The following is a 23653-nucleotide window of genomic DNA, read 5'->3' as shown; positions in this document are numbered from 1 at the left end:
CGAGGCATGAAACAGATCCTGCACGCCGCCATCGCCGCCGCGCTCATCGCCGGCCCCGCCACCGCCCAGATCGAGGAGCCGCCCGAAGATGAGGGTTTTGGCCTGATGCAGCGCGGGGCGGAGCTGTTCTTCGAGGGGATCATGGGTGAGATGGAGCCCGCCATCGAGGATTTCCGCGGCTTCGCCGAGATGGCCGAGCCGCATCTGCGCGCGCTTTTGTCGGAGATGGGTCCGGCGCTGATGGGCGTGCTCGACCGGATCGATGACATCTCCAATTACGAGGCGCCCGAGATCCTCGACAATGGCGACATCATCATCCGCCGCAAGCGCGAGGCGCCCGACTTCACGCCCGACCCGGACGCGCCCGAATACGACATCTGACTTGTGCCGGGGCCGGTGCAGCGCCTAAGCTGCTGCAATGCCACACGGAACACGCTCATGACGCCAGCGCAAGGCGGCCCGCGCGCCGCTGTCTTCGATCTTGACGGCACGCTGATCGACAGCGGGCCGGACATCGCCCATGCGGTGAACCGGAGCTTCGTGGCGCATGGGCTGGAGCCCGCGGACGAAGCGGTGGTGATCGGGCTGATCGGCAATGGCGCGCATCGGCTGGTGGCCGATCTGCTGTGGCGGCAGCGCATTCCCGCGGCACCTTCGGATATCGACGTGCTGACGGCGGCCTATCTCGAAAGCTATGCCGACGCGCCGGTCGCGCGCACGACGATCTTTCCGCATGTCGCCGAGGATCTCGCCGCGCTGCGGGCGGCGGGCTGGCGGCTCGGGCTGTGCACCAACAAGCCGCAGGCGCTCACCGAAACGGTGCTGGCAAAGCTCGGCCTCGACCATTTCTTCGACGCGGTGCGCGGCGCCGATGCGGTGCCCGCGCGCAAGCCCGATCCGGGCCATCTGCGCGCGGTGATCGGGGATCTGGGCGTGCGCGAGGCGATCTATGTCGGCGATACAGAGGTCGACGAGGCGACGGCGCAGGCGGCGGGCATGGCGTTTCGCGGCGTCGGCTGGGCCGCGCCGGGCCGGCTTTCGCAAGGTGAGAGCCGGCCGCTGTCGCGCCTGTCGGATCTTCTGGCCTAGTCGCGGATGCGCACCTCGCCGGTGGCGTCGAGCGTCGAGGCCAGTGATTTGAACCGCTGCTCGGCCACCTCGCCGTAAAGCGCGCGCGCGCGCGGATCGAGATCGAGCGTCAGCGTCTTGTCCACCGCGTTCCAAGCGAGGTTGCCCGGCACCGTCTCGGCCCCGAGCCACAGCATCGCGCCCAGCCGCATCGCCTTGCCCAGCACGGCGGCCTCGCGCTTGTCCTCGTCGGAGACCAGCGTGAACATCTGCTTGTAGCGCGCGCCCTCGCGCTTGTTGGAGTAGCGATGCATCAGGGCCAGCCCGAGGAAGATCCGCTCGGAATGCTTGAGCCCGCCAAGGTTCGCGCGGGTGGCGTTGTCGAAGCAGACCTGCGGGCGGTAGTCGGGATGGGCGCGCCAGCTGACATCGTGCAAGAGGCAAGCGGCCTTGATGATCCGCTTGCGCTGCCAGTCGGCATGCGGAAAGAGCGGGCGCACGAAATCGAACAGGATCGGCCCGAAGCCGGGCATCCGCGCATCCTTGGCCTCGGCAAAGCGGCAGGCCTCGATCAGCGGATCGCGATCGCGCAGGGCGGGGGGCATCTGCTCGTAGAGCATGCCCTCGCGGATGCCATAGGAGGAGATGGTGATGTCCTTGGGCTGGAACACCTTCACCAGCCGGTCGAGCACCCGGATCGCCAGCGGCACCAGCGCCATCCGGTCCGACGAGACCCCGGCGCGGCCGCGCAGATCCTCCGGGTCCTCGGCGTCGATATAGGCCCGCGTCTCGGCCACGGCCTCGGTGGTCATGCGGTATTCGTGCAGCACGGTGAGCGGATAGTCGCGCCGCGTCATGTCGCAGCGCGCGATCGCCCGCCAGGAGCCGCCGACGAGAAACAGCCGCATGCCGGTCTCGCCCTTCATCTCGGCGTGGATCTCGTCGATCGTGGTCCTGATGTAGTCTTCGAGGCCCTTGTCCCCGCCCTTGACCTCCTTGAGCTTCAATGGGCCCAGCGCCGAGGTGAGGCGGCGGCCCACCTTGCCGTCGTCGATGTCTGCAAGCTCCATCGAGGAGCCGCCGATGTCGCAGACCATGCCGTAGGAGCCGGGCCAGCCCAGAAGAACGCCCTGCGCCGAGAGCCGCGCTTCCTCATCGCCCGAAATGACGTGGATCTCGATCCCGGTCTCGCGCAGCACCTCCTCGCAGAACTCCGGCCCGTCCTCGGCCTCGCGCACGGCGGCGGTGGCAACGGCGGTGAGCGGCGTGATGTTCATGCCCACGGCCAGCGTGGCAAAGCGCTTGAGCGCCTTGAGCGCCCGCTCGCGACCCCGGGGCGACAGGCGGCCCGTTTCGGAGAGGCCCTCGCCCAGCGCGCACATGATCTTTTCGTTGTAGAAATAAGCGGGCGAGCGGGCCGCGCCGTCGAACACCACCAGCCGGACCGAGTTCGAGCCCACATCGACCACGCCGACCCGGCTGAGCGCGCGGGATGTAGGATCGTCGAACAGCGGTCGGCCGAAAGGCCCCCAGTCGCCGCCCTGCGCGTCGCTGTGTTCGTTCATGAAGCCCCCTCATGATCCTGCCGCAGCATGTGGCCCGGCCTCTTGCGGAGTCAACGCTCCGCATCGGGCGCGGTCTTAACGGCCTGTCCGGCGGGGGCAAAGGAAAAATGGACGGCGCCTTGAATTCTCTACGAAAGAGTTCGCTCGACCTCGTCATGCGCATGGGTCAGCTGCGGCACGTCGCTTGCGCCGGCCGTGCCCCGGCCCGAAAGCGAGGGGTTTTCCATGAAGAAACGGTGGCAGGAAAAGGCGCGCCCGTCCTCGGGCCAGTCGGCGCGGGCAAAGCGCCCGTCGGGGCCCATGACCCAGCTTTGCGCCACATCGGCGAGGTTGGCGGCCATGATCTGATCGGTGATCTGCGCCTTGACGGTCGGGTTGGTGATCTCGGCCAGCGTCTCGACCCGGCGGTTGAGGTTGCGGCCCATCCAGTCGGCCGAGGAGACGAAGACCCGCGCCTTCTTCGAGGGCAGGCCGCGCCCGTTGCCGAAGCAGACGATGCGGCTGTGTTCGAGAAAGCGCCCGACGATGGATTTCACCCGGATGTTCTCCGAGAGCCCCTCGATGCCGGGGCGCAGCCCGCAGATGCCGCGCACCACGAGCGAGATCTTCACGCCCGTGCGGCTTGCCTCGTAGAGCGCGTCGATCACCTCGGCCTCGACGATGGAGTTCAGCTTGGCCCAGATCTCGGCCGGACGGCCCGCGCGCGCATGCTCGGCCTCGGCCGCGATCATCTCCAGAAGCCGCGTCTTCAGCGTCAGCGGCGAGATGGCGAGGTTTTCGAGGCCCAGCGGCTCGGCCGAGCCGCCGATATAGTTGAACACCTTGGTCGCGTCGCGCCCCAGCGCCGCGTCGCAGGTGAAGAAGGAGAGATCGGTATAGATCCGCGCGGTGATGGGATGGTAGTTGCCGGTGCCGAAATGGGTGTAGGTGACGAGCCCGTCGCCCTCGCGCCGGACCACGGTGCTGATCTTGGCATGGGTCTTGTACTGGGTGAAGCCGTAGACGACATGCGCGCCCGCCCGCTCCAGCCGGCGCGACTGGCGGATGTTGGCGGCCTCGTCGAAGCGGGCCTTGAGCTCGACCAGCGCGGTGACCGACTTGCCGTCCTCGGCCGCCTCGCACAGCGCCTCGACGATGGGCGAGTTGCGCGAGGTGCGGTAGAGCGTCTGCTTGATCGCCACCACGTCGGGATCGGTCGCCGCCTGCTGCAGGAAGCGGTTGACCATGTCGAAGGTCTCGTAGGGGTGGTGCAGCAGCATGTCCTTCTGGCGGATCGCGGCGAACATGTCGCCGTCATGGTCCTGCACCCGCTCGGGCACCCGCGGGGTGAAGGGCGGCCACAACAGGTCGGGCCGGGCATCGGTGACCAACTCCTTGAGATTGCCGATGCCGATCAACCCCTCGACCTCCATCACCTCCGCGTCGCGGATGTGCAGCTCCTCCATGATGGTGGCCTTGAGCGCGGGCGGCGCGCCGGCCGAGAGCTTCATGCGCACCACCTCGCCGCGGCGGCGCCGCTTGAGCGCGACCTCGAACTCGCGCACCAGGTCCTCGGCCTCCTCCTCGACCTCGAGATCGCTGTCGCGCAGCACGCGGAAGGTGCAGTGCCCCTTCATCCTGTAGCCCGGAAAGAGCTGGTCGAGATTCAGAAGCAGCAGCTCTTCGAGCGGCAGGTAGCGCTGCCCCTCCTCGGAGGGCATCTGGATGAAGCGGTCGATCTGCGCAGGCACCGGCAGGAGCGCGCGCAGCGGCTTCTTGTCGGAGGCGCGCTCGAGCGAGAGCGCCAGCGCCAGCCCTTCATTGGGGATGAAGGGGAAGGGGTGCGCCGGGTCGATCGCCAGCGGCGAGAGCACCGGAAAGACGCGGTTGAGAAAGGCGTCCGAAAGAAAGGCCATGTCCTTCTTGGCCACATCCGAGCGCTTCAGGATGGTGATGCCCTGCGCCGCCATCTCGTCGCACAGCGTCTTGTAGATCTCCTGCTGGCGCGCCATCAGCGCGCGCGCCTCGCGGTCGATCTGGCGCAGCTGCTCGGCCGGGGTGAGCCCGTCCATCGCGGGCGTGGCGTTGCCGGCCTGCGCCAGCTCGCGCAGCCCGGCTACGCGCACGGTGTAGAACTCGTCGAGATTGGTGGCCGAGATCGACAGGAAACGCAGCCGCTCCAACAGCGGCACGCGGGGGTTCTCGGCCTCTTCCAGCACCCGGAAGTTGAAGCCGAGCCAGCTCAGCTCGCGATTGACGAAACGCGCAGGCCCCGTGAGATCGGCGTCGAGCGCCACCGGTTCGGGAAAGCCCGCAGTGAGGAAATCGGCCTGTGTCATGGGTGCTGTCTGGCGCATTCTTGCAACGTCGGGATGAAGGGTCGCCCCACTATCGCGCCCGTCCGGCAGGAATGTCCAGCGATGTGCCCAGCGCCCGGCGGGCCAGCGCCCGGCTCACCGGCCGGGCCTCGGCCAGCGCCAGCCGGTCGAGCCGGGCGACCACGGCGGCGGCGCTCGAGAAGCTGCGCTCGATCCGGGCGGCGAGAAACGGGATCACGTCGGCCATCGGCACCAGCTGGCGATCGGCGAAATGCTTGGCCAGCACGGCGCGCAAGAGCCGGTCGTCGGGGTCGGCGATCCGCGCCACCGCCGTCGCCTGCAGCCGGGACGCCAGATCGGGCAGCGCGATGTCGAGCCGGGCGGGCGCGCGGTCGGCGGTGAGCAGCAGCCGCCCGCCCGAGGCGGCGAGCCGGTTGTGCAGGTGAAACAGCGTCTCTTCGGCGGCGGGAGAGAGGCGCTGGATGTCCTCGACCACGATCGCCTCGCTGGTCGCCTGCCAGAGGCGGGCGAGGTGGCTCTTGCCCGAGCCGGGCGGGCCTGTGAGGGCGAGCTTGCCCTCGGGCCAGCCCATCGCCGTCACCATGCGGTGCGCGGCGCGGTTGGCGTCGGACAGGATGAAATCCTCGGAGCCCAGCGCCACCGCCAGCGGCAGATCGAGGCTCAGTTGCCACGCCATGCGCGCTCCGGCGGGGTCGCGGGCGGGGCGGGCGGCGTCACGGGCGGCGGCATCGCCGTGGGGCCGCCGCTGTAGAGCGCGCTTTGCTGGTAGCGCGCGACGGCAAAGCGGGCAAAGACCCCGAGGCTCGCCGCGAAGGGCACCGCCACCAGCATGCCGACGAAGCCGAACAGCGTGCCGAACACCGCCAGCGCGAAGAGCAGCCAGACCGGGTGCAGCCCGACCGAGCCGCCGACGAGACGCGGCGTCAGGACGTTGCCCTCGATCATCTGGCCCGCGACGAAGATGCCCGCCACCGCGCCGATCCAGACCCAGTCGCCCCAGAACTGGAACAGCGCCAGCCCGATCGCCAGCACGCCGCCCACCAGCGCGCCGACATAAGGAATGAAGGTGACGAGCCCCGCCACCGCGCCGACCACGAGGCCGAAATTCAAGCCTACCAGCGCCAGCGCCACCGCGTAATAGGTGCCGAGGATCAGGCAGACGAGCCCCTGTCCGCGCACGAAGGAGGCGAGCGTCCGGTCGACCTCGCGCGCGAGCTGGCGGATCGTCGGCGCGTGCTCGCGCGGCAAAAGCTCGTCGATCCGCGCCACCATCCGGTCCCAGTCGACCAGCAGGTAGACCGCGACGACGGGGACCACCACGAACAGCATCAACAGGTTGAGGAGCCCCATCGCCGAAGAGAGCAAGCCTTCGAGGATCTCGCCGCCGCGCGCCTGCACGCCCGCGCCGATCGCGTCGAGCTGACCGCGGATGGTGGAGCTGTCGTCCATCAGCTCGGGAAAGCGGGCGGCGAGCCAGTCGCGCAGCCCGGTGAACAGCTCGGGCGCGGTCTGCACCAGCTGGCTGGTCTGCCGGATCAGCGTCGGGATCAGCAAGAGCACGGCGGCCACGAAGCCCAGCACCACGCCGAGCGCGATCACCGCCACCGCCCATGTCCGGCTCAGCCCCAGCCGCTCCAGCCGGTCGGCCAGCGGATCGAGCAGATAGGCCAGCGCGCCGCCGAGCAAAAAGGGCAGGATCACGTCGCCCAACAGCCACAAAAGCACGAAGGCCACGGCGGCGATGACGGCCCAGATGCGCGCCTGCTGCTGGATCGGAAGTGCCACGAAATTCGCTCCTTGCGGGGGGTGCGCTACCTATGTCGCCGCCCGGCGGGTGGCACGCAAGCCTTTTGGCCCCCCGAAGCCGGCGCGCGGGCAGGGCGGGACGGCGCTTGTCAGGTGCGCGGCACTCCCCTACAGGGGAATTCGTCCGCTCCCCGGCTGACCCGGCTCTCTGACAATAGGATTCCTCGATGCGCCTGACCCGCTATTTCCTGCCCGTGCTCAAGGAAACGCCCGCCGAGGCGCAGATCGTCAGCCACCGCTACATGCTGCGCGCGGGCCTGATCAAGCAGGCCGCCGTCGGCATCTATTCCTGGCTGCCGCTGGGGCTCAAGGTGCTCAGGAACATCGAGCGCATCGTCGACGAGGAGCAGCAGAAGGCCGGGCATATCCCGCTTCTGATGCCGACGCTGCAATCGGCCGATCTGTGGCGCGAAAGCGGGCGCTACGAGGCGTATGGCGAGGAGATGCTGCGCATCAAGGACCGGCACGGGCGCGATCTGCTCTATGGCCCCACCAACGAGGAGATGATCACCGACATCTTCCGCAGCTACATCTCCTCCTACCGCGACCTGCCCAAGACGCTCTACCACATCCAGTGGAAGTTCCGCGACGAGATGCGCCCGCGCTTCGGCGTGATGCGCGGCCGCGAGTTCCTGATGAAGGACGGCTACAATTTCGACGTCGACCGCGAAAGCGCGCTCGAGGCGTATGACCGCCACATGGTGAGCTACCTGCGCACCTATGAGCGGATGGGGCTCAAGGCGATCCCGATGCGCGCCGATTCCGGGCCGATCGGCGGCGAGAACACGCATGAGTTCCTCGTGCTGGCCGACACCGGCGAGAGCGAGGTGTTCTACGACAGCGCCATCCTCGATCTGGAGTTGTCCGACCGGGTGGTGAACTACGAGGACCCGAACCAGCTCAAGCAGATCGTTTCGGAATGGACCACGCCCTATGCGCGGACCGACGAGACGCATGATGCGGCGCTGTTCGACGCGGTGCCCGAAGAGCGCCGCCGCTCCTCGCGCGGGATCGAGGTCGGCCAGATCTTCTATTTCGGCACCAAGTATTCCAAGGCGCTGGGCGCGACCGTGACCAATGCCGAAGGCCAGCGCGTGCCGGTCGAGATGGGCTCCCACGGCATCGGCGTGAGCCGGCTCGTCGGCGCGATCATTGAGGCCAGCCACGACGAGAAGGGCATCATCTGGCCCGAAGGCGTCACGCCCTTCCACGTGGGCATCGTCAACCTGCGCCAGGGCGACGCCGAGACCGACGCCGCCTGCGCGGGCATCTATGCCGGTCTGCAGGCGCTGGGCCTCGACCCGCTTTATGACGACCGCAACGAGCGGGCGGGCGCCAAGTTCGCCACGATGGACCTGATCGGCCTGCCGTGGCGGATCACCGTGGGGCCCAAGGGGCTCAAGAACGGCGTGGTCGAGCTGGTCTCGCGCCGCACCGGCGAAAGCGAGGAGCTGCCGCCCGAGCAGGCGGTCGAGAAGATCGCCCGGATCTACGCCTATCTCTGAAGGCTAGATGTCGTCGGGCAGCAGCACCACGGCGCCGCGCTTGCGGCCCGTCGCCACCCGGTCATAGGCCTGCGCGATCTGCGACAGCCGGTAGCGGCTGTCGATCACCGCGCGCAGATCGCCCGCCTCGATGAGCCGGGCGATCTCCTCCATGTCGGCGCGGCTTTCATTTGCCACGCCGCCCCGCGCCCGTCGCCCGCCACGGCCCACGAAGCACGACGCGATCCCGGTGCCGAGCCCCGCATAGACCAGCAGCAGCCGCCCCCGGCGGCGCAGCGCCCGCATCCGTCGCTTCAGGGGTGCCTGACCCACCGTGTCGAGGATCACGTCGAAGCGGTTTTCCTCGGCGAAGGGGTCTTCGCCCTCGTCATGGGCGATCACCTCGCGCGCGCCCAGATCGCGCACCAGATCGGCATTGGCGGCCGAGCAGACGGCGGTCACATGCGCGCCCATCGCCCGGCCGATCTGCACCGCCGCCGTGCCGACCGCGCCCGAGGCGCCGACGACGCAGAGCCTGTGCTTGGGCTTGAGCCGCCCGCGATCGCGCAGGAACTGCAGCGCCGTGGTCGCGCCGAAGGGCAGGGCGGCGGCCTGGGAATGGATCAGCACATGCGGCTTGTGGACCACCGCGCCCCCCTCGGGCAGCACCACCGCCTCGGCATGGGCGCCCATCTTCATGCCGGTCGAGCCGAACACCTCGTCGCCCGGGCCGAAGCGGGTCACGTCCTGCCCGACCGCCTCCACCACCCCGGAAAAGGCGGTGCCCAGCACCGGCTGGCGCGGCCCGGTCCAGCCGAAGGCGGCGCGCAGCATCAGCCCGTAGCCCGGCGGCACGCTGAGCGAACGGATGCGCCAGTCGCCCGCGCTTACCGTTCCGGCGCAGAGCCCGACGCGAATCTCGCCCGGCCCCGGCTCTGGCAGGGCGCGCTCGACGATTTCGAGATGCTCGGTGCCGCCATAGGCGCGGCAGATCACGGCGCGCATCGGCGCTCCTCCCCCCAAATGCGGCCATGCGGGCGCGGCGCGCCGGTCATGACATCCCCCAAGGGCCAAGCTGACCCGGCGCCGCCGTTCTCGTCAAGCACCGTGGCGTGAGGTGGCGGCGTCGCGGCTTGACCCCGCCCGCGCCTCCCCCCAAGGTCCGCGCGCATTTCAAGGGACCCTCCATGGCCAACCGCACCGCCCCGTTTTCCGCCTTCGAGTGGATGATCGCCTGGCGCTACATCCGCGCCCGCCGCGCCGAGGGCGGGGTGAGCGTCATGACCTGGATCAGCCTCGTCGGCATCACCCTTGCCGTCTTCGCGCTGATCGCGACGCTGTCGGTGCGGGCGGGCTTCCGCGAGGAATTCATCGATACCATCCTCGGCGCCAACGCCCATGTCACCGTCTATCAGGACAGCGTGATCGAGGGCACCGAGATCACCCGCCGGGTGATCGAGGATTACGAGGGTCTGTCCGAGCGGCTGATGCAGATCGACGGCGTCACCCGCGCCGCCCCCGTGGTGCGCGGGCAGGTGATGGCGAGCTTCGATGCGGGCAATGCCGGCGTCGAGGTCTACGGCATCCGGGCCGAGGATCTCGCCTCCCTGCCGCGCATCGCCGACCCCGAGACCGGCATCGGCGACATCGCGCGCTTCGAGGAGGGGATCGCGCTGGGTTCTGGCGTGGCGCGCGAGCTGGGCGCGGTGATCGGCGACAAGGTGCGGATATTGTCGCCCAACGGCGCGCGCACCCCGATGGGGCAGAGCCCGCGCGTCTCGGCCTATGAAGTGACCTATATCTTCACCGCCGGGCGCTACGACATCGACCGCACGCGCGCCTACCTGCCGCTGTCGGAGGCGCAGCTCTTCTTCAACCGCGACGGCGTCGCGGGCGAGATCGAGGTGATGGTCGAGGACCCCGACAACGTGCAGGATCTCGTGCCCGAGATCATGGAAGCGGCGGGGCCGACGGCGTTTCTCTGGACATGGCGCGACAGCGCGGGCGCGTTTTTGCGCGCGCTCACGGTCGAGGACAACGTGATGTTCGTGATCCTGTCGATCCTCGTGCTGATCGCGAGCATGAACATCATCTCCGGGCTGATCATGCTGGTGAAGAACAAGGGGCGCGACATCGGCATATTGCGCACCATGGGGCTGACCGAAGGCTCGGTGCTCAGGGTGTTCTTCATCTGCGGCGCGGGCATCGGCACCATCGGCACGCTCGCGGGCGTGGTCTTGGGCTGTGCCTTCGCCATCTGGATCGACCCGATCTTCGCCACGGTGAACTATCTTTCGGGCGGCGGCGTCTGGGACCCGTCGATCCGCGGCATCTACGCGCTGCCCGCCAAGCTGGAGCTGGGCGACGTGCTCTCCGCCGTGGCCCTGTCGCTGACCCTGTCATGGGTCATCACCCTGTTTCCCGCCCGCCGCGCGGCGCGGATGAACCCGGTCGAGGCGCTGCGCTATGAGTGATCCGATCCTGAAGCTCTCGGGCCTCACCAAGACCTACAACCGGGGCAAGCCCTCCGAGGTGCAGGTGCTGCGCGGCGCGGATCTGGTGATCCGCCCCGGCGAGGTCGTGGCGCTGGTGGCACCCTCGGGCGCGGGCAAGTCGACGCTTTTGCACATCGCGGGGCTTCTCGACACGCCCGATGCGGGCCATGTCGAGATCGCGGGGCAGGAGATGACCAAGCTCTCGGATCGCCGCCGCACACAGGTGCGCCGCGCCGATGTCGGCTTCATCTACCAGTTCCACCATCTTCTGCCCGAGTTCACGGCGCTGGAGAACATCGTGCTGCCGCAGCTTGCGGCGGGCGTCTCGCGCCGCGAGGCGGAGGCGCGGGCGCGGGAGCTTCTGGCACAGGTCGGCGTCGAGCCGCGCGCCGATCACCGCCCGGCGGCGCTATCGGGGGGCGAGCAGCAGCGCGTGGCCTTCTGCCGCGCACTGGCCAATGCGCCGCGCCTGCTGCTGGCCGACGAGCCGACCGGCAACCTCGATCCCGACACGTCTGACAGGGTCTTCGGCGCGCTGATGGAACTGGTGCGCGGCACGGGGCTCTCGGCGTTGATCGCGACGCATAATCTCGAACTGGCGAGCCGGATGGATCGGGTGGTGCGGATGGATCACGGGGTGGTGGCCTGAGCGCAAGGTTCATCCCTCTTCAATAACGTCGTCGTCCAACTCCATCCTGTGGAGCGTGGCGGAGGTTCGCCGGGTGGGCCTGCATGCTGGCGGATTGGGCATTGGCGCCCGATCATGCGAAGCCGCATCCGCGACCTCGCATGACTTCAGGATGATCGGCAGATCGTTGAGGATCGCGGGGTGCCGCCACGCGGAATCAGGCGAGAGCGGTTTGCCGGTGACCGGATGTCTGCCCATCAGCACACGGCGCAAAGGGTGTTCGGTCCTCAGCCTCTCCCGGGCGCGCCCAACACCATCGGGGTCGAGCAAGCGCCGCAGACGATACCGAATCGAGCCGGGCGGTCGGGCCAGATGCCGGGACATGCCCTCATCGGACAGGCGGAGCTCCATGTGAAGCTGCAGCAAGACCCGTTCCTCGGCCTCGCTCCATGGCTCACTTGCTCGAAAATAGCCATCCCGCGTCAGGTCTTGGCGCGGGTAGGCACCTGTTTCGACTAGGGGATCATCAAGATCATCGGCCATAGCCTCCGATCAGACATCCAATTCCTCAACAAATCGTGCATTCTCCTGAATATACTGAAACCGCAGCTCCGGTTTCTTGCCCATCAGCCGCTCGACCAGATCCGCCGTCTCGCCCGGCTCGTCGTCGCTGATCGACACCCGGATCAGCTTGCGCGAGTTCGGGTCCATCGTCGTCTCCTTCAGATCCTTGGCGTCCATCTCGCCCAGACCCTTGAAGCGCTGCACATCGATCTTGCCTTTGCCGCCGAGACCCTTCTGCATCATCAGGTCCTTCTCCGCGTCGTCGGAGACATAGAGGCGCCTGGCCCCTTGGGTCAGCCGGTAGAGCGGCGGGCAGGCGAGGTAGAGGTGGCCGTGGTCGATCATCGGGCGCATCTGGCTGAAGAAGAAGGTCATCAGGAGCGCCGCGATATGCGCGCCGTCGACATCGGCGTCGGTCATGATGATGATCTTGTCATAGCGCAGATCGTCGACGTTGAACTTCGGCCCGAGCCCGACGCCCAGCGCCTGCGTCAGATCGTTGATTTCCTGGTTGGAGCCGAGCTTCGACGAGGCCGCGCCCAGCACGTTGAGGATCTTGCCGCGGAGCGGCAGCAGCGCCTGCGTCTTGCGGTCGCGCGCCATCTTGGCCGAGCCGCCCGCCGAGTCGCCCTCGACGATGAAAAGCTCGGTGCCGGAGCGGTTGTTGGCGGAGCAGTCGACCAGCTTGCCCGGCAGGCGCAGCTTCTTGGTCGCGGTCTTGCGGGCCGTCTCCTTCTCCTGCTTGCGCCGAAGCCGCTCCTCGGCGCGCAGCACGAGGAAATCGAGGATCGCGCCCGCGGACTTGGTGTCGGAGGCGAGCCAGTTGTCGAAATGATCGCGCACCGAGTTCTCGACGAGGCGCTGCGCCTCGGTGGTGGCCAGCCGGTCCTTGGTCTGGCCCACGAATTCCGGCTCGCGGATGAAGCACGAGACCAGCGCGCAGCCGCCCGTGGTCAGGTCCTCGCGGGTGATCTGGCCCGCCTTCTTGTTGTTGACCAGTTCACCATAGGCGCGGATGCCCTTGAGGATCGCGGCCCAGAAGCCGCTCTCATGCGTGCCGCCCTCGGGCGTCGGCACGGTGTTGCAGTAGGACTGGGTGAAGCCGTCGCGCGAGGGCGTCCAGTTCACCGCCCATTCGACCTTGCCGGGCACGTTGAACTTCTCGGAGAACTCGACGGTGCCGGCAAAGGGCTTGTCGGCATAGGTCGAGGATTTGCCCAAGGTTTCGGCGAGGTAGTCGGCAAGGCCGCCGGGGAAGTGGAAGGTGGCCTCCTTCGGGGTCTCGCCATCGTCGATCTCGGACTTCCAGCGGATCTCGACGCCCGAGAAGAGATAGGCCTTGGAGCGCACCATCTTCATCAGCCGCGCGGGCTTGAAGCGGTGATGGCCGAAGATCTCCTCGTCGGCGTGGAAGGTGACGGTGGTGCCGCGCCGGTTGGGGGCGGCGCCGATCTTGGCGACCGGGCCCTCGGGCTTGCCGCGCGAGAAGCGCTGCTCGTAAAGCTCGCGGTTGCGCGCGACCTGAACGACCATGCTGTCGGAGAGCGCATTGACGACCGAGGCGCCGACGCCGTGCAGGCCGCCGGAGGTCTGGTAGGCTTTCCCTGAGAACTTGCCGCCCGCATGCAGCGTGCAGAGGATCACCTCCAGCGCCGACTTGCCGGGGAACTTGGGGTGAGGGTCGATCGGGATGCCGCGGCCATTGTCGCGGATCACGACGGAGTAGTCGGCCAGAAGCTCGACCTCGATCCGGTTGGCGTGGCCCGCCACGGCCTCGTCCATGGAGTTGTCGAGCACCTCGGCCACGAGGTGATGCAGCGCCCGCTCGTCGGTGCCGCCGATATACATGCCGGGGCGCTTGCGGACCGGCTCCAGCCCTTCGAGGACTTCGATGGAGGAGGCGTCATAGGCGGGCTCGGCGCCGGAGAGGAGATCGTCGGGCATGGGCACTGCTCTTGTTCTGGGGTGACGGCCATATAACCCGGAGGCGGGGCCGGGGGCAACGCCGGCGCGTGGCGATGGCGTTCACTTTTCGTGCCGGTTCTGCCGGTGGCGGCCGCGCGCCGTGACGCGCGGCGCTTGGGTCATTCCCCTGCGGGCAGGGTCTCGAAGCGCAGCCCCTTGGCAGTGCGGTTCGGGAAACCGGTCCAGTAGCTGTCGGCCTCGTTCGGCGTGCCGTCCTCGGCGCGGTCCCAGACGGCGTCGGCGCTGTCGGGCACGAGATCGAGGTAATCGGCCTTGGCCGCGTCGCCCTTCAGGTGCAGGTCGAGAAAGGCGGTGACGAAGTGCTGGGTGACGTTGTTCATCCGGGTCGTGTCCCAGACCGGGTCGGCGTAGTGGTCGAAGGGGGCGTAACCGAGCGTCTCGGAGACCTCCCAGCTTTCCATCGGCGCGGGCATCGGCGCGGCGGCGTTGTGATTGGCGTTCTCGAAGGTGAGCAGGTGGCGCTCGGTGCCGGTGGTCTCCTCGAAGATCGAGCGGATCGCGTCGTAGCCCGACACGTCGTCCACCCCGCCCGCGATCAGCATCAGCGGCGTGTCGATGGCCGAGAGGCTCTCGGCATCCCAGGCGTCGCGGTTGCGGCCCCATGGGCCGATCGCGACCACGGCCCTGACCCGGTCGTCGGGCAGATCGGCCATGCTGTCGGCCCCATGCGCGTTGATCTCCAGAAGCTCCTGCGGCGGCGCGTAGCGCGAGCTGCGGAAGTCTTCGGTCAGCCCCGCGCCCGAGAAGATCAGCGCGCCGTAGCCGCCCATGGAGTAGCCGATGACGGCGGCGGTGTCGCCATCGGTGATCGCGCCGATCCCGTCTTCGAGCCCGGCCATCCGGTCCAGCACGAAGGCCTGGTCGCGCGGGCGGTTCACCAGCGTCGAGCCGAAGGCGCCCATGTCGTCATAGGTCGAATCCGGGTGGTCGACCGAGGCCACGACATAGCCCTTGGTGGCGATGTTCTCGGCGAGGTGGCTCATCAGGAAACGGTTGCCCGGGTAGCCATGCGAGACGACGACCAGCGGGAACTCGCCCTCCGCCGCCGGATCGGCGTCGCGCGCGGCGCGGCCCTGCAGCTGCACCTCGGTCACGCCGTCGCGCAGGAGCGCGGTGTAGCTGCCGCCGGGTTCGGTGCCTCGGGCCGCGGGATACCAGACTTCGACGGTGATCTCGCGGTCGTAGCTCTCGACGCCGTCCTCGCTGGCGCGGGCCACGTCGGGCACCTCCTCGCGGGTGAAGCGCATGGTGGTGACGCCGACCGCGTGATCGCCATGGGCGGCCAGTTCGGGCGCGTCGGGGCGCACGAAGTCGATGCGGTTCTCGGCCAGCGCGGGCGCGGCGCAGAGCGCCGCCGAGGCGGCGAGCAGGATCCTGGTCATTCTCTCTCCTCCGGGTTGCGCGGGGATGGGGGCACACTCCGCCCCTCATGACAAGGCGCGGGCGCGCCTTGGGTACAATCTCGTTCTGGACGGGGGCGGGGCGGGCGGCGTAGTCAGATCGAATGACGCAAGCAGACCTCTCCACCGCCCCGGCCAAGCCCTTCGAGGCGCTGACCCGTGCCCAGCACGGCCGCAAGCTCTTCGCCCTGGCCCTGCCGCTGATCGGCTCGAACCTCGCGCAGATGGCGATGAACGTCACCGACACGGTGATGCTCGGCTGGTACGACGTGACCGCGCTGGCGGCGGCGACGCTGGCGACCTCGCTCTATTTCCTGATCTTCATCGTGGGTTCCGGCTTTGCCTGGGCGGTGATGCCGGTGGTGGCGACGGCGGCCGAGGCCGGGGACGCGGTGATGGTGCGGCGGGTCACGCGGATGGGGCTCTGGGCGGGCATGATCTATGCCGCGGTCTTCGTGCCGCCCTTGATGTGGACCCAAGAGATCTTCCTCGCGCTGGGGCAGGAGCCGCAGGTGGCCGCGGCGGGCGAGGCCTATCTGCGGATCGCGGCCTGGGCGATGGTGCCGGGGCTGGTGGCGATGGTGATGCGCTCGTTCCTTTCGGCGCTGGAGCACACCGCCATCCTGCTGTGGTCGACGCTGGGCATGGCGGTCTGCAACACGCTGCTGAACTACGCGCTGATCTTCGGCAACTGGGGGGCGCCCGAGCTGGGCATCCGCGGTGCTGCGATCGCCTCGCTCTCCATGGCGGCGCTGCAGGCGGTGGCGCTCGTGGCCTATGCGCTGCGCAAGCTGCCGGAATACGATCTCGTGCGGCGGCTGTGGCGGCCCGATTGGGAGGAGCTGGGCCGGGTGGCGCGGCTCGGCGCGCCGATCGGGCTCACCAGCCTTGCCGAGGGCGGGCTGTTCACCGCGACCGGCATCATGGTCGGCTGGATCGGCGCGGTGCCGCTCGCGGCGCATGGCATCGCGCTGCAGGTGACCTCGGTCGCCTTCATGATCCAGGTCGGCCTGAGCCAGGCGGCGACGGTGCGCGCGGGCCGGGCGCTGGGCCGGCGCGACGAGACGGCGCTGCGGATGATCGGCCAGTCGGGGGTGGTGCTTTCCGTGGTGTCGGCGGGGCTGATCGGCCTGGTCTTCGTCGCCATCCCCGAACCCTTCGTCTCGGCCTTCGTCGATCCGGACGATCCGGCGCGCGGGGCGGTGGTCGCCACCGGCATTTCGCTGCTGATGCTGGCGGCGCTGTTTCAGGTCGTCGATGCGCTGCAGGTCATGGCGCTGGGCCTGCTTCGCGGGGTGCAGGACACCGGCGTGCCGATGGTGCTCGCCGCGATCAGCTATTGGCTCATCGGCATGCCGGCGGGCTACCTGCTGGGCTTTCCCGCCGGGCTCGGCGCGGCGGGGGTCTGGCTCGGCCTCGTGGTGGGTCTCGGCCTTGCGGCGGTCATGCTGCTGTGGCGCTTCTGGTCGCGTTCGGTGCGGATCGGCGCGGTCTAGGAACCGCCCGGCCCGCCGGACGTTGGCCGGGCATGTTCGATTTCATCACCACCTGGATCGCCGCGGGCGGCGCATTCGCCGTCGCGGCGCTCATGTTCCTCGAGAACGTGTTTCCGCCGATTCCCTCCGAGCTGGTCATGCCGCTTGCGGGCTACAATGCCGCGACCGGCTCCTCCGGCCCGGTGCTGACCTTCATCGGCGGGGTCATAGGCTCGGTCGCCGGCGCCTGGCTGTGGTACGAGGTCGGCCGCAGGCTCGGGCGCGAACGCATCATGGACTGGGTCGACAGGCACGGGCGCTGGCTGACCCTCGATCGGCACAGCATCGAGCATGCGCTGGACTGGTTCGACCGGCACGGCGCGGCGGCGGTGTTCTTCGGGCGCATGATCCCGACGGTGCGCACGCTGATCTCGGTGCCGGCGGGGCTGCAGAACATGCCGCTGGGCCGGTTTCTCGTCTATACCACCGCGGGCAGCGTGATCTGGGTCGGCGCGCTGTTCGGGGCGGGCTATGTGCTGGAATCGCAATACGAGCGGGTGCAGGGCTGGCTCAACCCGGTGACCAACGGCATCATCGCGGTGATCGTGCTGCTCTACCTGTGGCGGGTGTTTCGCGGCAAGGGGCGCAAGCGGACGGGCTGAGGCTCAGCCCTGCGCCGCCGCTTCGCGCGCGGCCTCGACCCGGTCGGCCTTCTTGCGCACGAGGATGGTGCGCAGGTCATGCATCGCCAGCAGCAGGGGCTCGGTCACCGCTTCGAGATCCTCGGGGCTGGCCTGGCTTTGCACCCATTGCGCGGTGAGGTTCATGTGGTCGATGGCGCGGTGGATGTCGTCGATCTGCCGCGCGGCGAGGATCTCGCGCCGCTGCGCGAGCCAGCTTTCGGCGGCGGCCTGATCCTCGGGCGCGAGGGGGCGGTTGCCCGGGCCGCGAATGTCGCCATTGCGGGTGTTGATCACCGCGACCTGTTCGAGATCGACCCGGCGGTGCCTTGTCTCGTCGCCGATGCGGTACATGGTGCCGCCCGTTTCCTTCACGCGGAAATAATAGCCGGACAGGTCGGTCATCGGGTCCCCTCGTTCAGCGCAACCCTTCGCAAAAGCGGCGAATTCGGACGCAGGCCTCGCTCAGCATCGCATCGGATGTAGCGTAGCTCACCCGGAAATTCGGCGAAAGGCCGAAGGCCGCGCCGAACACCACCGCGACGCCTTCCTCCTCCAGAAGCGCCGTGGCGAAATCCTCGTCCGTTGCGATCGCGGTGCCGCCCGCGCTCGTCTTGCCGATGCAGCCCGAGATGTCGGGATAGACGTAGAAGGCGCCGTCGGGCACCGGGCAGGTGACGCCCGGACAGGCGTTCAGCCCCTCGACCACCAGATCGCGCCGCCGCGCGAAGATGGCGTTGTTGTCGGCGATGAAATCCTGCGGCCCATCGAGCGCCTCGACCGCCGCCCATTGGCTGATCGAGGAGGGGTTCGAGGTCGATTGCGACTGCACCTTGGCCATGGCGCGGATCAGTGGCTCGGGGCCTGCGGCATAGCCGATGCGCCAGCCGGTCATCGCATAGGCCTTGGAGACGCCGTTGACGGTGAGCGTGCGCGGCTTGAGGGCGGGCTCGACCTGCGCGGGCGTGCAGAAGCGGAAGTCGCCGAAGGTCAGATGCTCGTACATGTCGTCGGTCAACACCCAGACATGCGGGTGGCGCAGCAGAACCCGCGCGAGCGCCGCCAGCTCCTCCCACCCATAGCCCGCGCCGGTCGGGTTCGAGGGGGAGTTGAACACGAACCACTTGGTCGCGGGCGTGATCGCGGCTTCGAGCTGCGCGGGCGTGATCTTGAAGCCGGTATCGAGTCCGCAGGCCACGGTGACGGGCGTGCCGCCGGCAAGACGGACCATGTCGGGATAGCTCACCCAGTAGGGGGCGGGGATGATCACCTCGTCGCCGGGATTGAGCGTCGCCATGAGTGCGTTGTAGAGCACCTGCTTGCCGCCGGTGCCGACGCTGATCTCGGATGGCGCGTAGTCGAGATCGTTGTCGCGCGCGAACTTGGCGCGGATCGCGCGCTTGAGCTCGGGGATGCCGTCGACGGCGGTGTAGCGTGTCCTGCCTTCCGCGATGGCGCGGCGCCCGGCCTCGGCGATATGGGCGGGGGTGTCGAAATCGGGCTCGCCCGCCGACAGCCCGATGATGTCGCGCCCTTCGGCCTTCAGCTCGGCGGCCTTGTTGGTCATGGCGATGGTGGGCGAGGGCTGCACCCGCGAGAGGGTGTCGGAGAGAAACGGCATGACGGGCTCCGGGATGTCGCTGGCTGCGCGGGACTGGTCGCGCCCGTTCTGGAAACGGGGCGCCGCCCATGTCATATGGCGGGGGCAGGCCGTCATCAAGCGGCCGCCACGGGCAGGAGGAACGCGCGATGCAGGACGAAGGCTATTACAGCGAGACGGCCGCCACCTTCGGCGACAGGCTGGCGGGCGCGCGCGAGGGCGCGGGGCTCGACCAGGAGGCGCTGGCGACGCGGCTCGGGGTCGAGATCTCGACGCTGCAGGCCTGGGAGGACGACATGGACGAGCCGCGCGCCAACCGGCTGCAGATGCTGGCGGGCATGCTCAACGTCTCTCTCAGCTGGCTGCTGACCGGGCGCGGCGACGGCCCCGAGGCGCCGCAGGCCGAGACGACGCCGCCCCTGTCGGAGGTGCTCTCCGAGATGCGCGTGCTGCGCACCGAGATGATGCAGGCCGCCGAACGCATGGCGCGGCTGGAAAAGCGGCTCAAGCGCAGCCTCGAGGCGGGCGCATGAGCGCGCTGCCGATCGAGCCCGCGGCCCCCGCCAACGAGCCGCGCGACACCCGCCTGCGGCGGCTGCGGATGCGCTCCATGCGGCGCGGCATCAAGGAGATGGACCTGATCCTGCAGGATTTCGCCCAGCGCCGTCTCGCGGATATGAGCGATGCCGACCTCGCGCTTTACGACCGGCTTTTGTCGGAGAACGATCACGACCTCTATGCCTGGGTCGCCGGGGCCGGGCAGGCCCCCGAGCCCTATCGCGCGCTGGTGGCCGAGATCGCCGAAGGCGCGCGCGGGGTGACGCGGCCCGGCTGAGGCGGATCCGCGCAACTTAACGGTTTCTTCGTCATTCTGCCCCATTGCTGCCTGATGGGCGCGCAGAACGGAGAACCTATAATGAGTGTGCATTCCTCTCTCGAGCTGGCACCGCGCAGCGCGCGTGACGTGGCCTTCATGATGAGCTATCTCGACAGCCTGACGCTGGTGGAGCGGCTGCACAGGCTTCTGCTCGACGTGATCAAGGACGAATTCGAGCGCGTCGGCGTGATCGAGATCAACGCCGTTCAGGCGCTCTTGCTGTTCAATGTCGGCGACAACGAGGTGACGGCCGGCGAGCTGAAATCGCGCGGCTACTACCAGGGCAGCAATGTCAGCTACAATCTCAAGAAGCTGGTCGAGGCGGGCTACATGCACCACCAGCGCTGCCAGATCGACCGGCGCTCGGTCCGCGTGCGGCTGACCGATCAGGGCCGCCGCATCCGCGACATCGTCGACAAGCTGTTCGAGGGCCATGCCGCGGGCATGCTGTCGCGCGGGGTGCTCGACCAGTCCGGCATCGACGACATCACCATGTCATTGCGCCGGATCGAACGCTACTGGACCGACCAGATCCGCTACATCTACTGACCCCGCCGCGCCTGGGCGGCGGGGCCATACCGGGTCACCAGTGACCGGTGTTCTCCATGCTGGACCACGGCTCCTGCGGGGGCAGGGCATCTCCGGCCTGCAGCAACTCGATCGAGATGTTGTCGGGCGAGCGCACGAAGGCCATGTGCCCGTCGCGCGGGGGGCGGTTGATGGTCACGCCGTTGTCCTGCAGGTGCTGGCAGGTGGCATAGATGTCGTCGACGCTGTAGGCGAGATGGCCGAAATGACGGCTGTCCGAGGGCAGCGCATCATCGCCATCCCAGTTCCAGGTCAGCTCGACCGGGCACTCTTCCTGGCCCGGAGGAGCCATGAAGACGAGGGTGAAGCGGCCGCCTTCGCTTTCCTTGCGGCGCGTTTCCCTGAGCCCGAGCAGCTCGTAGAAGGCCATGCTCTTTTCGAGATCCTTCACCCGGACCATGGTGTGCAGATATTTCAGCGCCATTGCGGCTCTCCCTCATCCGTGAATATTCGGTTGGCGCGGAGCCTAGCACGCCCGGCGGCCATGGCCAGCACCGGCCCTCAGAAGCTGGAGCGCAGCCCGATGTCGAGCGTCAGCGTCTGCGCGTCGAACAGGTCGGCATTCGACCAGACCCTGCGCCCCGTCAGCCCGATCTCGGGGTAGAAGCCATAGCGCCCGGCCTTCGGCAGGCCCAACCGGGCCTCGATCCCGAGGCTGCGATCCTCGCGCCCGCCTCGGACATAGCGCGAACTGTCGTAGTCGCGCCATTGCGCCTCGATGCCGAAACCCAGCAGGGCAGGACCGACACGCCGCCCGATGTCGTAGTCGAGCCGCGCGACCCGCGCGTCATGCCCGGTATCGGGCCGGTCGCTGCGCGTCTCGCGCAGATGCGCCGAGAGGGTGAGCCGGTCGGCCCCCAGATCCTGGCGCAGCGCCGCGTGCAGGGCAGGGGCCCACCAGCTCGCGTCGATGTCGCGCCGCGCGACACGGTCGAGCGTGACGCCGAAGGAGAGCCTCCGCCCGGCCCCCAACGGCATGAGGCGCGAAAGGCCGAGGCCGAGCCGGTCCGAATAGGGCGCGCCGCCATACCAGTCGCGCCCCAGCTCGGCCGAAAGATCGAGCGGTGGCAGGCCCGCCTGCCGCAGCCGGTGGCGCAGCCCGAGGCTCAGCGCGGCTTGGGCATAATCCGCACCACGAGCCTCGGGGGCCTGCCGCCGCGCCGCGTCGCTCAGCCGGTGGGCGCGCCCCTTCGCCCGCAGATCGAAGACCAGCGGTCCGGTCGGCAGGGGCGGCAGCGCGTGGCTCAAGTCAAAGCTGGCCGTGGTCGTGACCCCGGAGAGCGCCCGCGCATCGCCCGACAGCTCGAACTCGAAGGGCAGGCCGGGCAGGATCAGCGTCTCGGCGCGGCTGCCGCCATTGATGTTGGAGGAGGGGGCGATGCCGAGGCCGAAGCACAGCGTGAGCGGGTTGCGCGCCGCCACGAGACGGTAGTCGCGCACGAGGCCGCGTTCGGCCCGCGCGTCGGGGGCGTCGGGCGCGGCGCGGCGCAGCCAGATCTGCGCGCGGGTATAGCGGCCCTCCTGCGCCAGCGCATAGGCCGCGAGCCGTGCCATGCGAAACCGCGCCGGCCCTTCGACCCGCCCATGCGCCCGCGCAGCCATGCGGCGCGCAAGAGGCCAGTCGCGCCGCGCCGTTGCTGCTTCGGCCGAAATGCTGAGCGCGGTCGCGTCGTCGGGGTCGCGGGCGAGCAGCGCGCGCGCCATCACCTCGGCCTGCGCCAGATCGCCCGCCGCCATGCGCGCCACCGCCACGGAGCGCAGCTCCGTCGCGTCGAGCCGCACCTGCGCCGGGGCCGGGGCCGGCGCGGCCAGCGCGAGCGTCAGCGCGACCGGCGCAAGGGCCGCCCGCAAAAGCCTCACGGCGCCTCGCGGTAGAGGATGAAGCCGCCGGTCTCCTGCGCCGTCACACCGTCATACCGCGGATCGTCCGAGGTCATGACGAGCACGCCGACCACCTCGCCGCCGGTGTCGAGATCGCCGCCGATGATGCCGTAATAGCTGCCGCTCTCGTAATCCTCGAGGGTGCCGTCCACCATGACGCTGCTGCTGATGTTGCCCAGGATCTCGCCATCGGCGGTGGTCGAGCCGGTGGCGAGGGTGAAGCGCGCGGTCGGCAGGTCGAGCAAGACGCCATCGGCCGTCTCCCGCCGCACGCCGCCTTGAGTGGCATCGACCTCCTCACCGCTGTCGACATCATAGGCGCGGCGGTCATAGAGCATCCCGTCGACGCCCTCGGACTCGTTGAAATCGGTGAAATCCACCGCGATCTGCATCCGGCCTCGGTCAGCTCCTGCCCGCCGCGGCCCGAAAAGACCCGCGTGCCGGCATAATCGCCGATGAACACCGCCTGGCCGTCGCGCCGCTCGGGCAGCTCCACGCCGCCATTGCGCTCGTAGAGAAAGCCGCCGAAGCCGTAATCGACGAAATCGCCGCTGCGCACGATGGCAAAGCGCGAGACCGGCATGCGCTCGCCGTCGACGGTGGTGCTGTTGCGGCTGACGCCATAGATCGCGCGGTAGTCGAGCTGGCCGATCTCGTCGCCATTCACGGGGTCGCGCACGGTCTCGTCGCTTTCGAACACCGCGTAGCCGCCCATGCTCGGCAGGCCACTGTCGCGCCGGTAGGGGGTGATGCCGTCGAAGGCGAGGTTGTCGACGGTGAAGCTTTCCTCGGCGGCATTGTAGCTGACGCTGCGCACGAAGCCGCCGCCAGTCTCGTTCAGCGGCTCGAACCGCCGGATCGAGGCGTCGGGCGAGGGCGAGGCGGTGCCGGGCGGCACGTCGAGATCGCCCTCGAAGCCCTCGTCGTCGGCCGGGGGCTCCTCGTCGTCGAAGGCGTCCTCCGGCGGATCGCCCGCATCGTCGCCGGGCTGCGCGACCGCATCCTCATCGAAGACGAAGGGCTGCCCGTCGCCGCAGGCGGTAAGCAGGGCCATGAGCGCGGCGGTGGAGAGCAGGCGGGTCATCGGGGCGTCCTCGGTCAGTGTCGGCCCGACAGTTCCGCCGGGAGAGGGGGCTGTCAACGCGCCGCCTTTCGGGGCCGCCACCGTGGAGAGGGGATGTTCCCCTCCTGCCACGCGGCAGCTATTGAGGCCCCAGCACCCGGACCAAGGAGAGCCC

The 23653-nt window shown here is 68.9% G+C and carries 23 protein-coding genes; 10 read left to right on the top strand and 13 right to left on the bottom strand.

The features are described from left to right. Positions 1–6 precede the first annotated feature (6 nt). Together CJ301_RS03740 and CJ301_RS03735 are read left to right on the top strand one after the other, a co-directional pair. The gene (locus CJ301_RS03740; RefSeq protein ID WP_099274443.1) at positions 7–381 is read left to right on the top strand and encodes a hypothetical protein; all 375 of its coding nucleotides are present in this window, start codon (positions 7–9) and stop codon (positions 379–381) included. 57 nt (positions 382–438) lie between these two features. Further along, a complete protein-coding gene (locus CJ301_RS03735) occupies positions 439–1089 on the top strand; it encodes an HAD-IA family hydrolase (protein WP_099274442.1) in 651 nt (216 codons plus the stop codon). On the opposite strand, the gene CJ301_RS03730 is transcribed toward CJ301_RS03735, so the two are convergent. The 4 genes from CJ301_RS03730 to CJ301_RS03715 all read right to left on the bottom strand — a co-directional run bounded on the left by CJ301_RS03730 (position 1086) and on the right by CJ301_RS03715 (position 6736). Continuing rightward, a complete protein-coding gene (locus CJ301_RS03730) occupies positions 1086–2633 on the bottom strand; it encodes a Ppx/GppA family phosphatase (protein WP_099274441.1) in 1548 nt (515 codons plus the stop codon). The two genes, CJ301_RS03735 and CJ301_RS03730, sit on opposite strands and share 4 nt — an antisense overlap. A gap of 128 nt (positions 2634–2761) precedes the next feature. Beyond that, positions 2762–4951, bottom strand: coding sequence for an RNA degradosome polyphosphate kinase (locus CJ301_RS03725; RefSeq protein ID WP_099274440.1), 2190 nt, complete (start codon positions 4949–4951; stop codon positions 2762–2764). Between the two features lie 49 nt (positions 4952–5000). Further along, positions 5001–5627: a DnaA/Hda family protein gene (locus CJ301_RS03720; RefSeq protein ID WP_099274439.1), complete on the bottom strand. Its 627-nt coding sequence runs from the start codon at positions 5625–5627 to the stop codon at positions 5001–5003. Further along, positions 5612–6736, bottom strand: coding sequence for an AI-2E family transporter (locus CJ301_RS03715; protein ID WP_099274438.1), 1125 nt, complete (start codon positions 6734–6736; stop codon positions 5612–5614). The genes CJ301_RS03720 and CJ301_RS03715 overlap by 16 nt, the downstream gene beginning before the upstream one ends. Positions 6737–6924: 188 nt before the next feature. Here CJ301_RS03715 and proS point away from each other — a divergent pair, with 188 nt between their 5' ends. After that, complete coding sequence (gene proS, locus CJ301_RS03710) at positions 6925–8262, top strand: proline--tRNA ligase (RefSeq protein ID WP_099274437.1); 1338 nt, start codon at positions 6925–6927, stop codon at positions 8260–8262. 3 nt (positions 8263–8265) lie between these two features. Here proS and CJ301_RS03705 read toward each other — a convergent pair whose 3' ends face one another. Continuing rightward, positions 8266–9246, bottom strand: a complete 981-nt coding sequence (locus CJ301_RS03705) for an NAD(P)-dependent alcohol dehydrogenase (protein ID WP_099274435.1) — start codon at positions 9244–9246, stop codon at positions 8266–8268. A 182-nt stretch (positions 9247–9428) separates the two neighbouring features. Here CJ301_RS03705 and CJ301_RS03700 point away from each other — a divergent pair, with 182 nt between their 5' ends. Continuing rightward, positions 9429–10715 carry a lipoprotein-releasing ABC transporter permease subunit gene (locus CJ301_RS03700; protein WP_099274433.1) on the top strand — a complete coding sequence of 429 codons (1287 nt, stop codon included), beginning with the start codon at positions 9429–9431 and terminating at the stop codon, positions 10713–10715. Next, positions 10708–11385, top strand: coding sequence for an ABC transporter ATP-binding protein (locus tag CJ301_RS03695; RefSeq protein WP_099274431.1), 678 nt, complete (start codon positions 10708–10710; stop codon positions 11383–11385). Before CJ301_RS03700 ends, CJ301_RS03695 begins: the two co-directional genes overlap by 8 nt. Positions 11386–11394: 9 nt before the next feature. Here CJ301_RS03695 and CJ301_RS03690 read toward each other — a convergent pair whose 3' ends face one another. The 3 genes from CJ301_RS03690 to CJ301_RS03680 form a co-directional block, all read right to left on the bottom strand. After that, positions 11395–11907, bottom strand: a complete 513-nt coding sequence (locus tag CJ301_RS03690; protein WP_099274429.1) for a hypothetical protein — start codon at positions 11905–11907, stop codon at positions 11395–11397. A 9-nt stretch (positions 11908–11916) separates the two neighbouring features. Then, positions 11917–13872, bottom strand: a complete 1956-nt coding sequence (parE, locus tag CJ301_RS03685; RefSeq protein ID WP_099274427.1) for a DNA topoisomerase IV subunit B — start codon at positions 13870–13872, stop codon at positions 11917–11919. A 140-nt stretch (positions 13873–14012) separates the two neighbouring features. Next, positions 14013–15296, bottom strand: coding sequence for an alpha/beta hydrolase family protein (locus tag CJ301_RS03680; protein ID WP_099274425.1), 1284 nt, complete (start codon positions 15294–15296; stop codon positions 14013–14015). A gap of 122 nt (positions 15297–15418) precedes the next feature. On the opposite strand from CJ301_RS03680, the gene CJ301_RS03675 reads away from it, so the two are divergent. Then, positions 15419–16810, top strand: a complete 1392-nt coding sequence (locus CJ301_RS03675; RefSeq protein ID WP_099274423.1) for an MATE family efflux transporter — start codon at positions 15419–15421, stop codon at positions 16808–16810. A 32-nt stretch (positions 16811–16842) separates the two neighbouring features. Beyond that, entirely contained in the window at positions 16843–17451 is a 609-nt protein-coding gene (locus CJ301_RS03670; RefSeq protein ID WP_099274421.1) for a DedA family protein, read from the top strand. A gap of 3 nt (positions 17452–17454) precedes the next feature. Here the strand turns inward: CJ301_RS03670 and CJ301_RS03665 are convergent, their stop codons facing one another. Both CJ301_RS03665 and CJ301_RS03660 read right to left on the bottom strand, forming a co-directional pair. Next, positions 17455–17874, bottom strand: coding sequence for a hypothetical protein (locus CJ301_RS03665; RefSeq protein WP_099274419.1), 420 nt, complete (start codon positions 17872–17874; stop codon positions 17455–17457). Positions 17875–17887: 13 nt separating this feature from the next. Beyond that, positions 17888–19090: a pyridoxal phosphate-dependent aminotransferase gene (locus CJ301_RS03660; RefSeq protein WP_099274417.1), complete on the bottom strand. Its 1203-nt coding sequence runs from the start codon at positions 19088–19090 to the stop codon at positions 17888–17890. A gap of 128 nt (positions 19091–19218) precedes the next feature. On the opposite strand from CJ301_RS03660, the gene CJ301_RS03655 reads away from it, so the two are divergent. The 3 genes from CJ301_RS03655 (at position 19219) to CJ301_RS03645 (ending at position 20495) form a co-directional block, all read left to right on the top strand. Next, on the top strand, positions 19219–19602 hold the full coding sequence (locus CJ301_RS03655; RefSeq protein WP_099274415.1) for a helix-turn-helix domain-containing protein: 384 nt from the start codon (positions 19219–19221) through the stop codon (positions 19600–19602). After that, positions 19599–19904, top strand: coding sequence for a succinate dehydrogenase assembly factor 2 (locus tag CJ301_RS03650; RefSeq protein WP_099274413.1), 306 nt, complete (start codon positions 19599–19601; stop codon positions 19902–19904). The genes CJ301_RS03655 and CJ301_RS03650 overlap by 4 nt, the downstream gene beginning before the upstream one ends. Positions 19905–19985: 81 nt before the next feature. Next, positions 19986–20495: a MarR family winged helix-turn-helix transcriptional regulator gene (locus CJ301_RS03645; protein ID WP_099274411.1), complete on the top strand. Its 510-nt coding sequence runs from the start codon at positions 19986–19988 to the stop codon at positions 20493–20495. A gap of 34 nt (positions 20496–20529) precedes the next feature. On the opposite strand, the gene CJ301_RS03640 is transcribed toward CJ301_RS03645, so the two are convergent. The 3 genes from CJ301_RS03640 to CJ301_RS18610 all read right to left on the bottom strand — a co-directional run bounded on the left by CJ301_RS03640 (position 20530) and on the right by CJ301_RS18610 (position 23499). Further along, positions 20530–20958 (bottom strand): VOC family protein, encoded by a 429-nt coding sequence (locus CJ301_RS03640; RefSeq protein ID WP_099274409.1) that lies wholly within the window; start codon positions 20956–20958, stop codon positions 20530–20532. Between the two features lie 77 nt (positions 20959–21035). Further along, a complete protein-coding gene (locus tag CJ301_RS03635) occupies positions 21036–22394 on the bottom strand; it encodes a tetratricopeptide repeat protein (protein WP_099274407.1) in 1359 nt (452 codons plus the stop codon). Positions 22395–22467: 73 nt separating this feature from the next. Then, the gene (locus tag CJ301_RS18610) at positions 22468–23499 is read right to left on the bottom strand and encodes a hypothetical protein (RefSeq protein WP_162620408.1); all 1032 of its coding nucleotides are present in this window, start codon (positions 23497–23499) and stop codon (positions 22468–22470) included. Positions 23500–23653: the final 154 nt, after the last annotated feature.

Origin of the sequence: Limimaricola cinnabarinus (assembly GCF_002723615.1) — a bacterium.
GTDB lineage: Bacteria > Pseudomonadota > Alphaproteobacteria > Rhodobacterales > Rhodobacteraceae > Limimaricola > Limimaricola cinnabarinus_B.
This window is presented reverse-complemented; position numbering and strand designations above follow the sequence as displayed.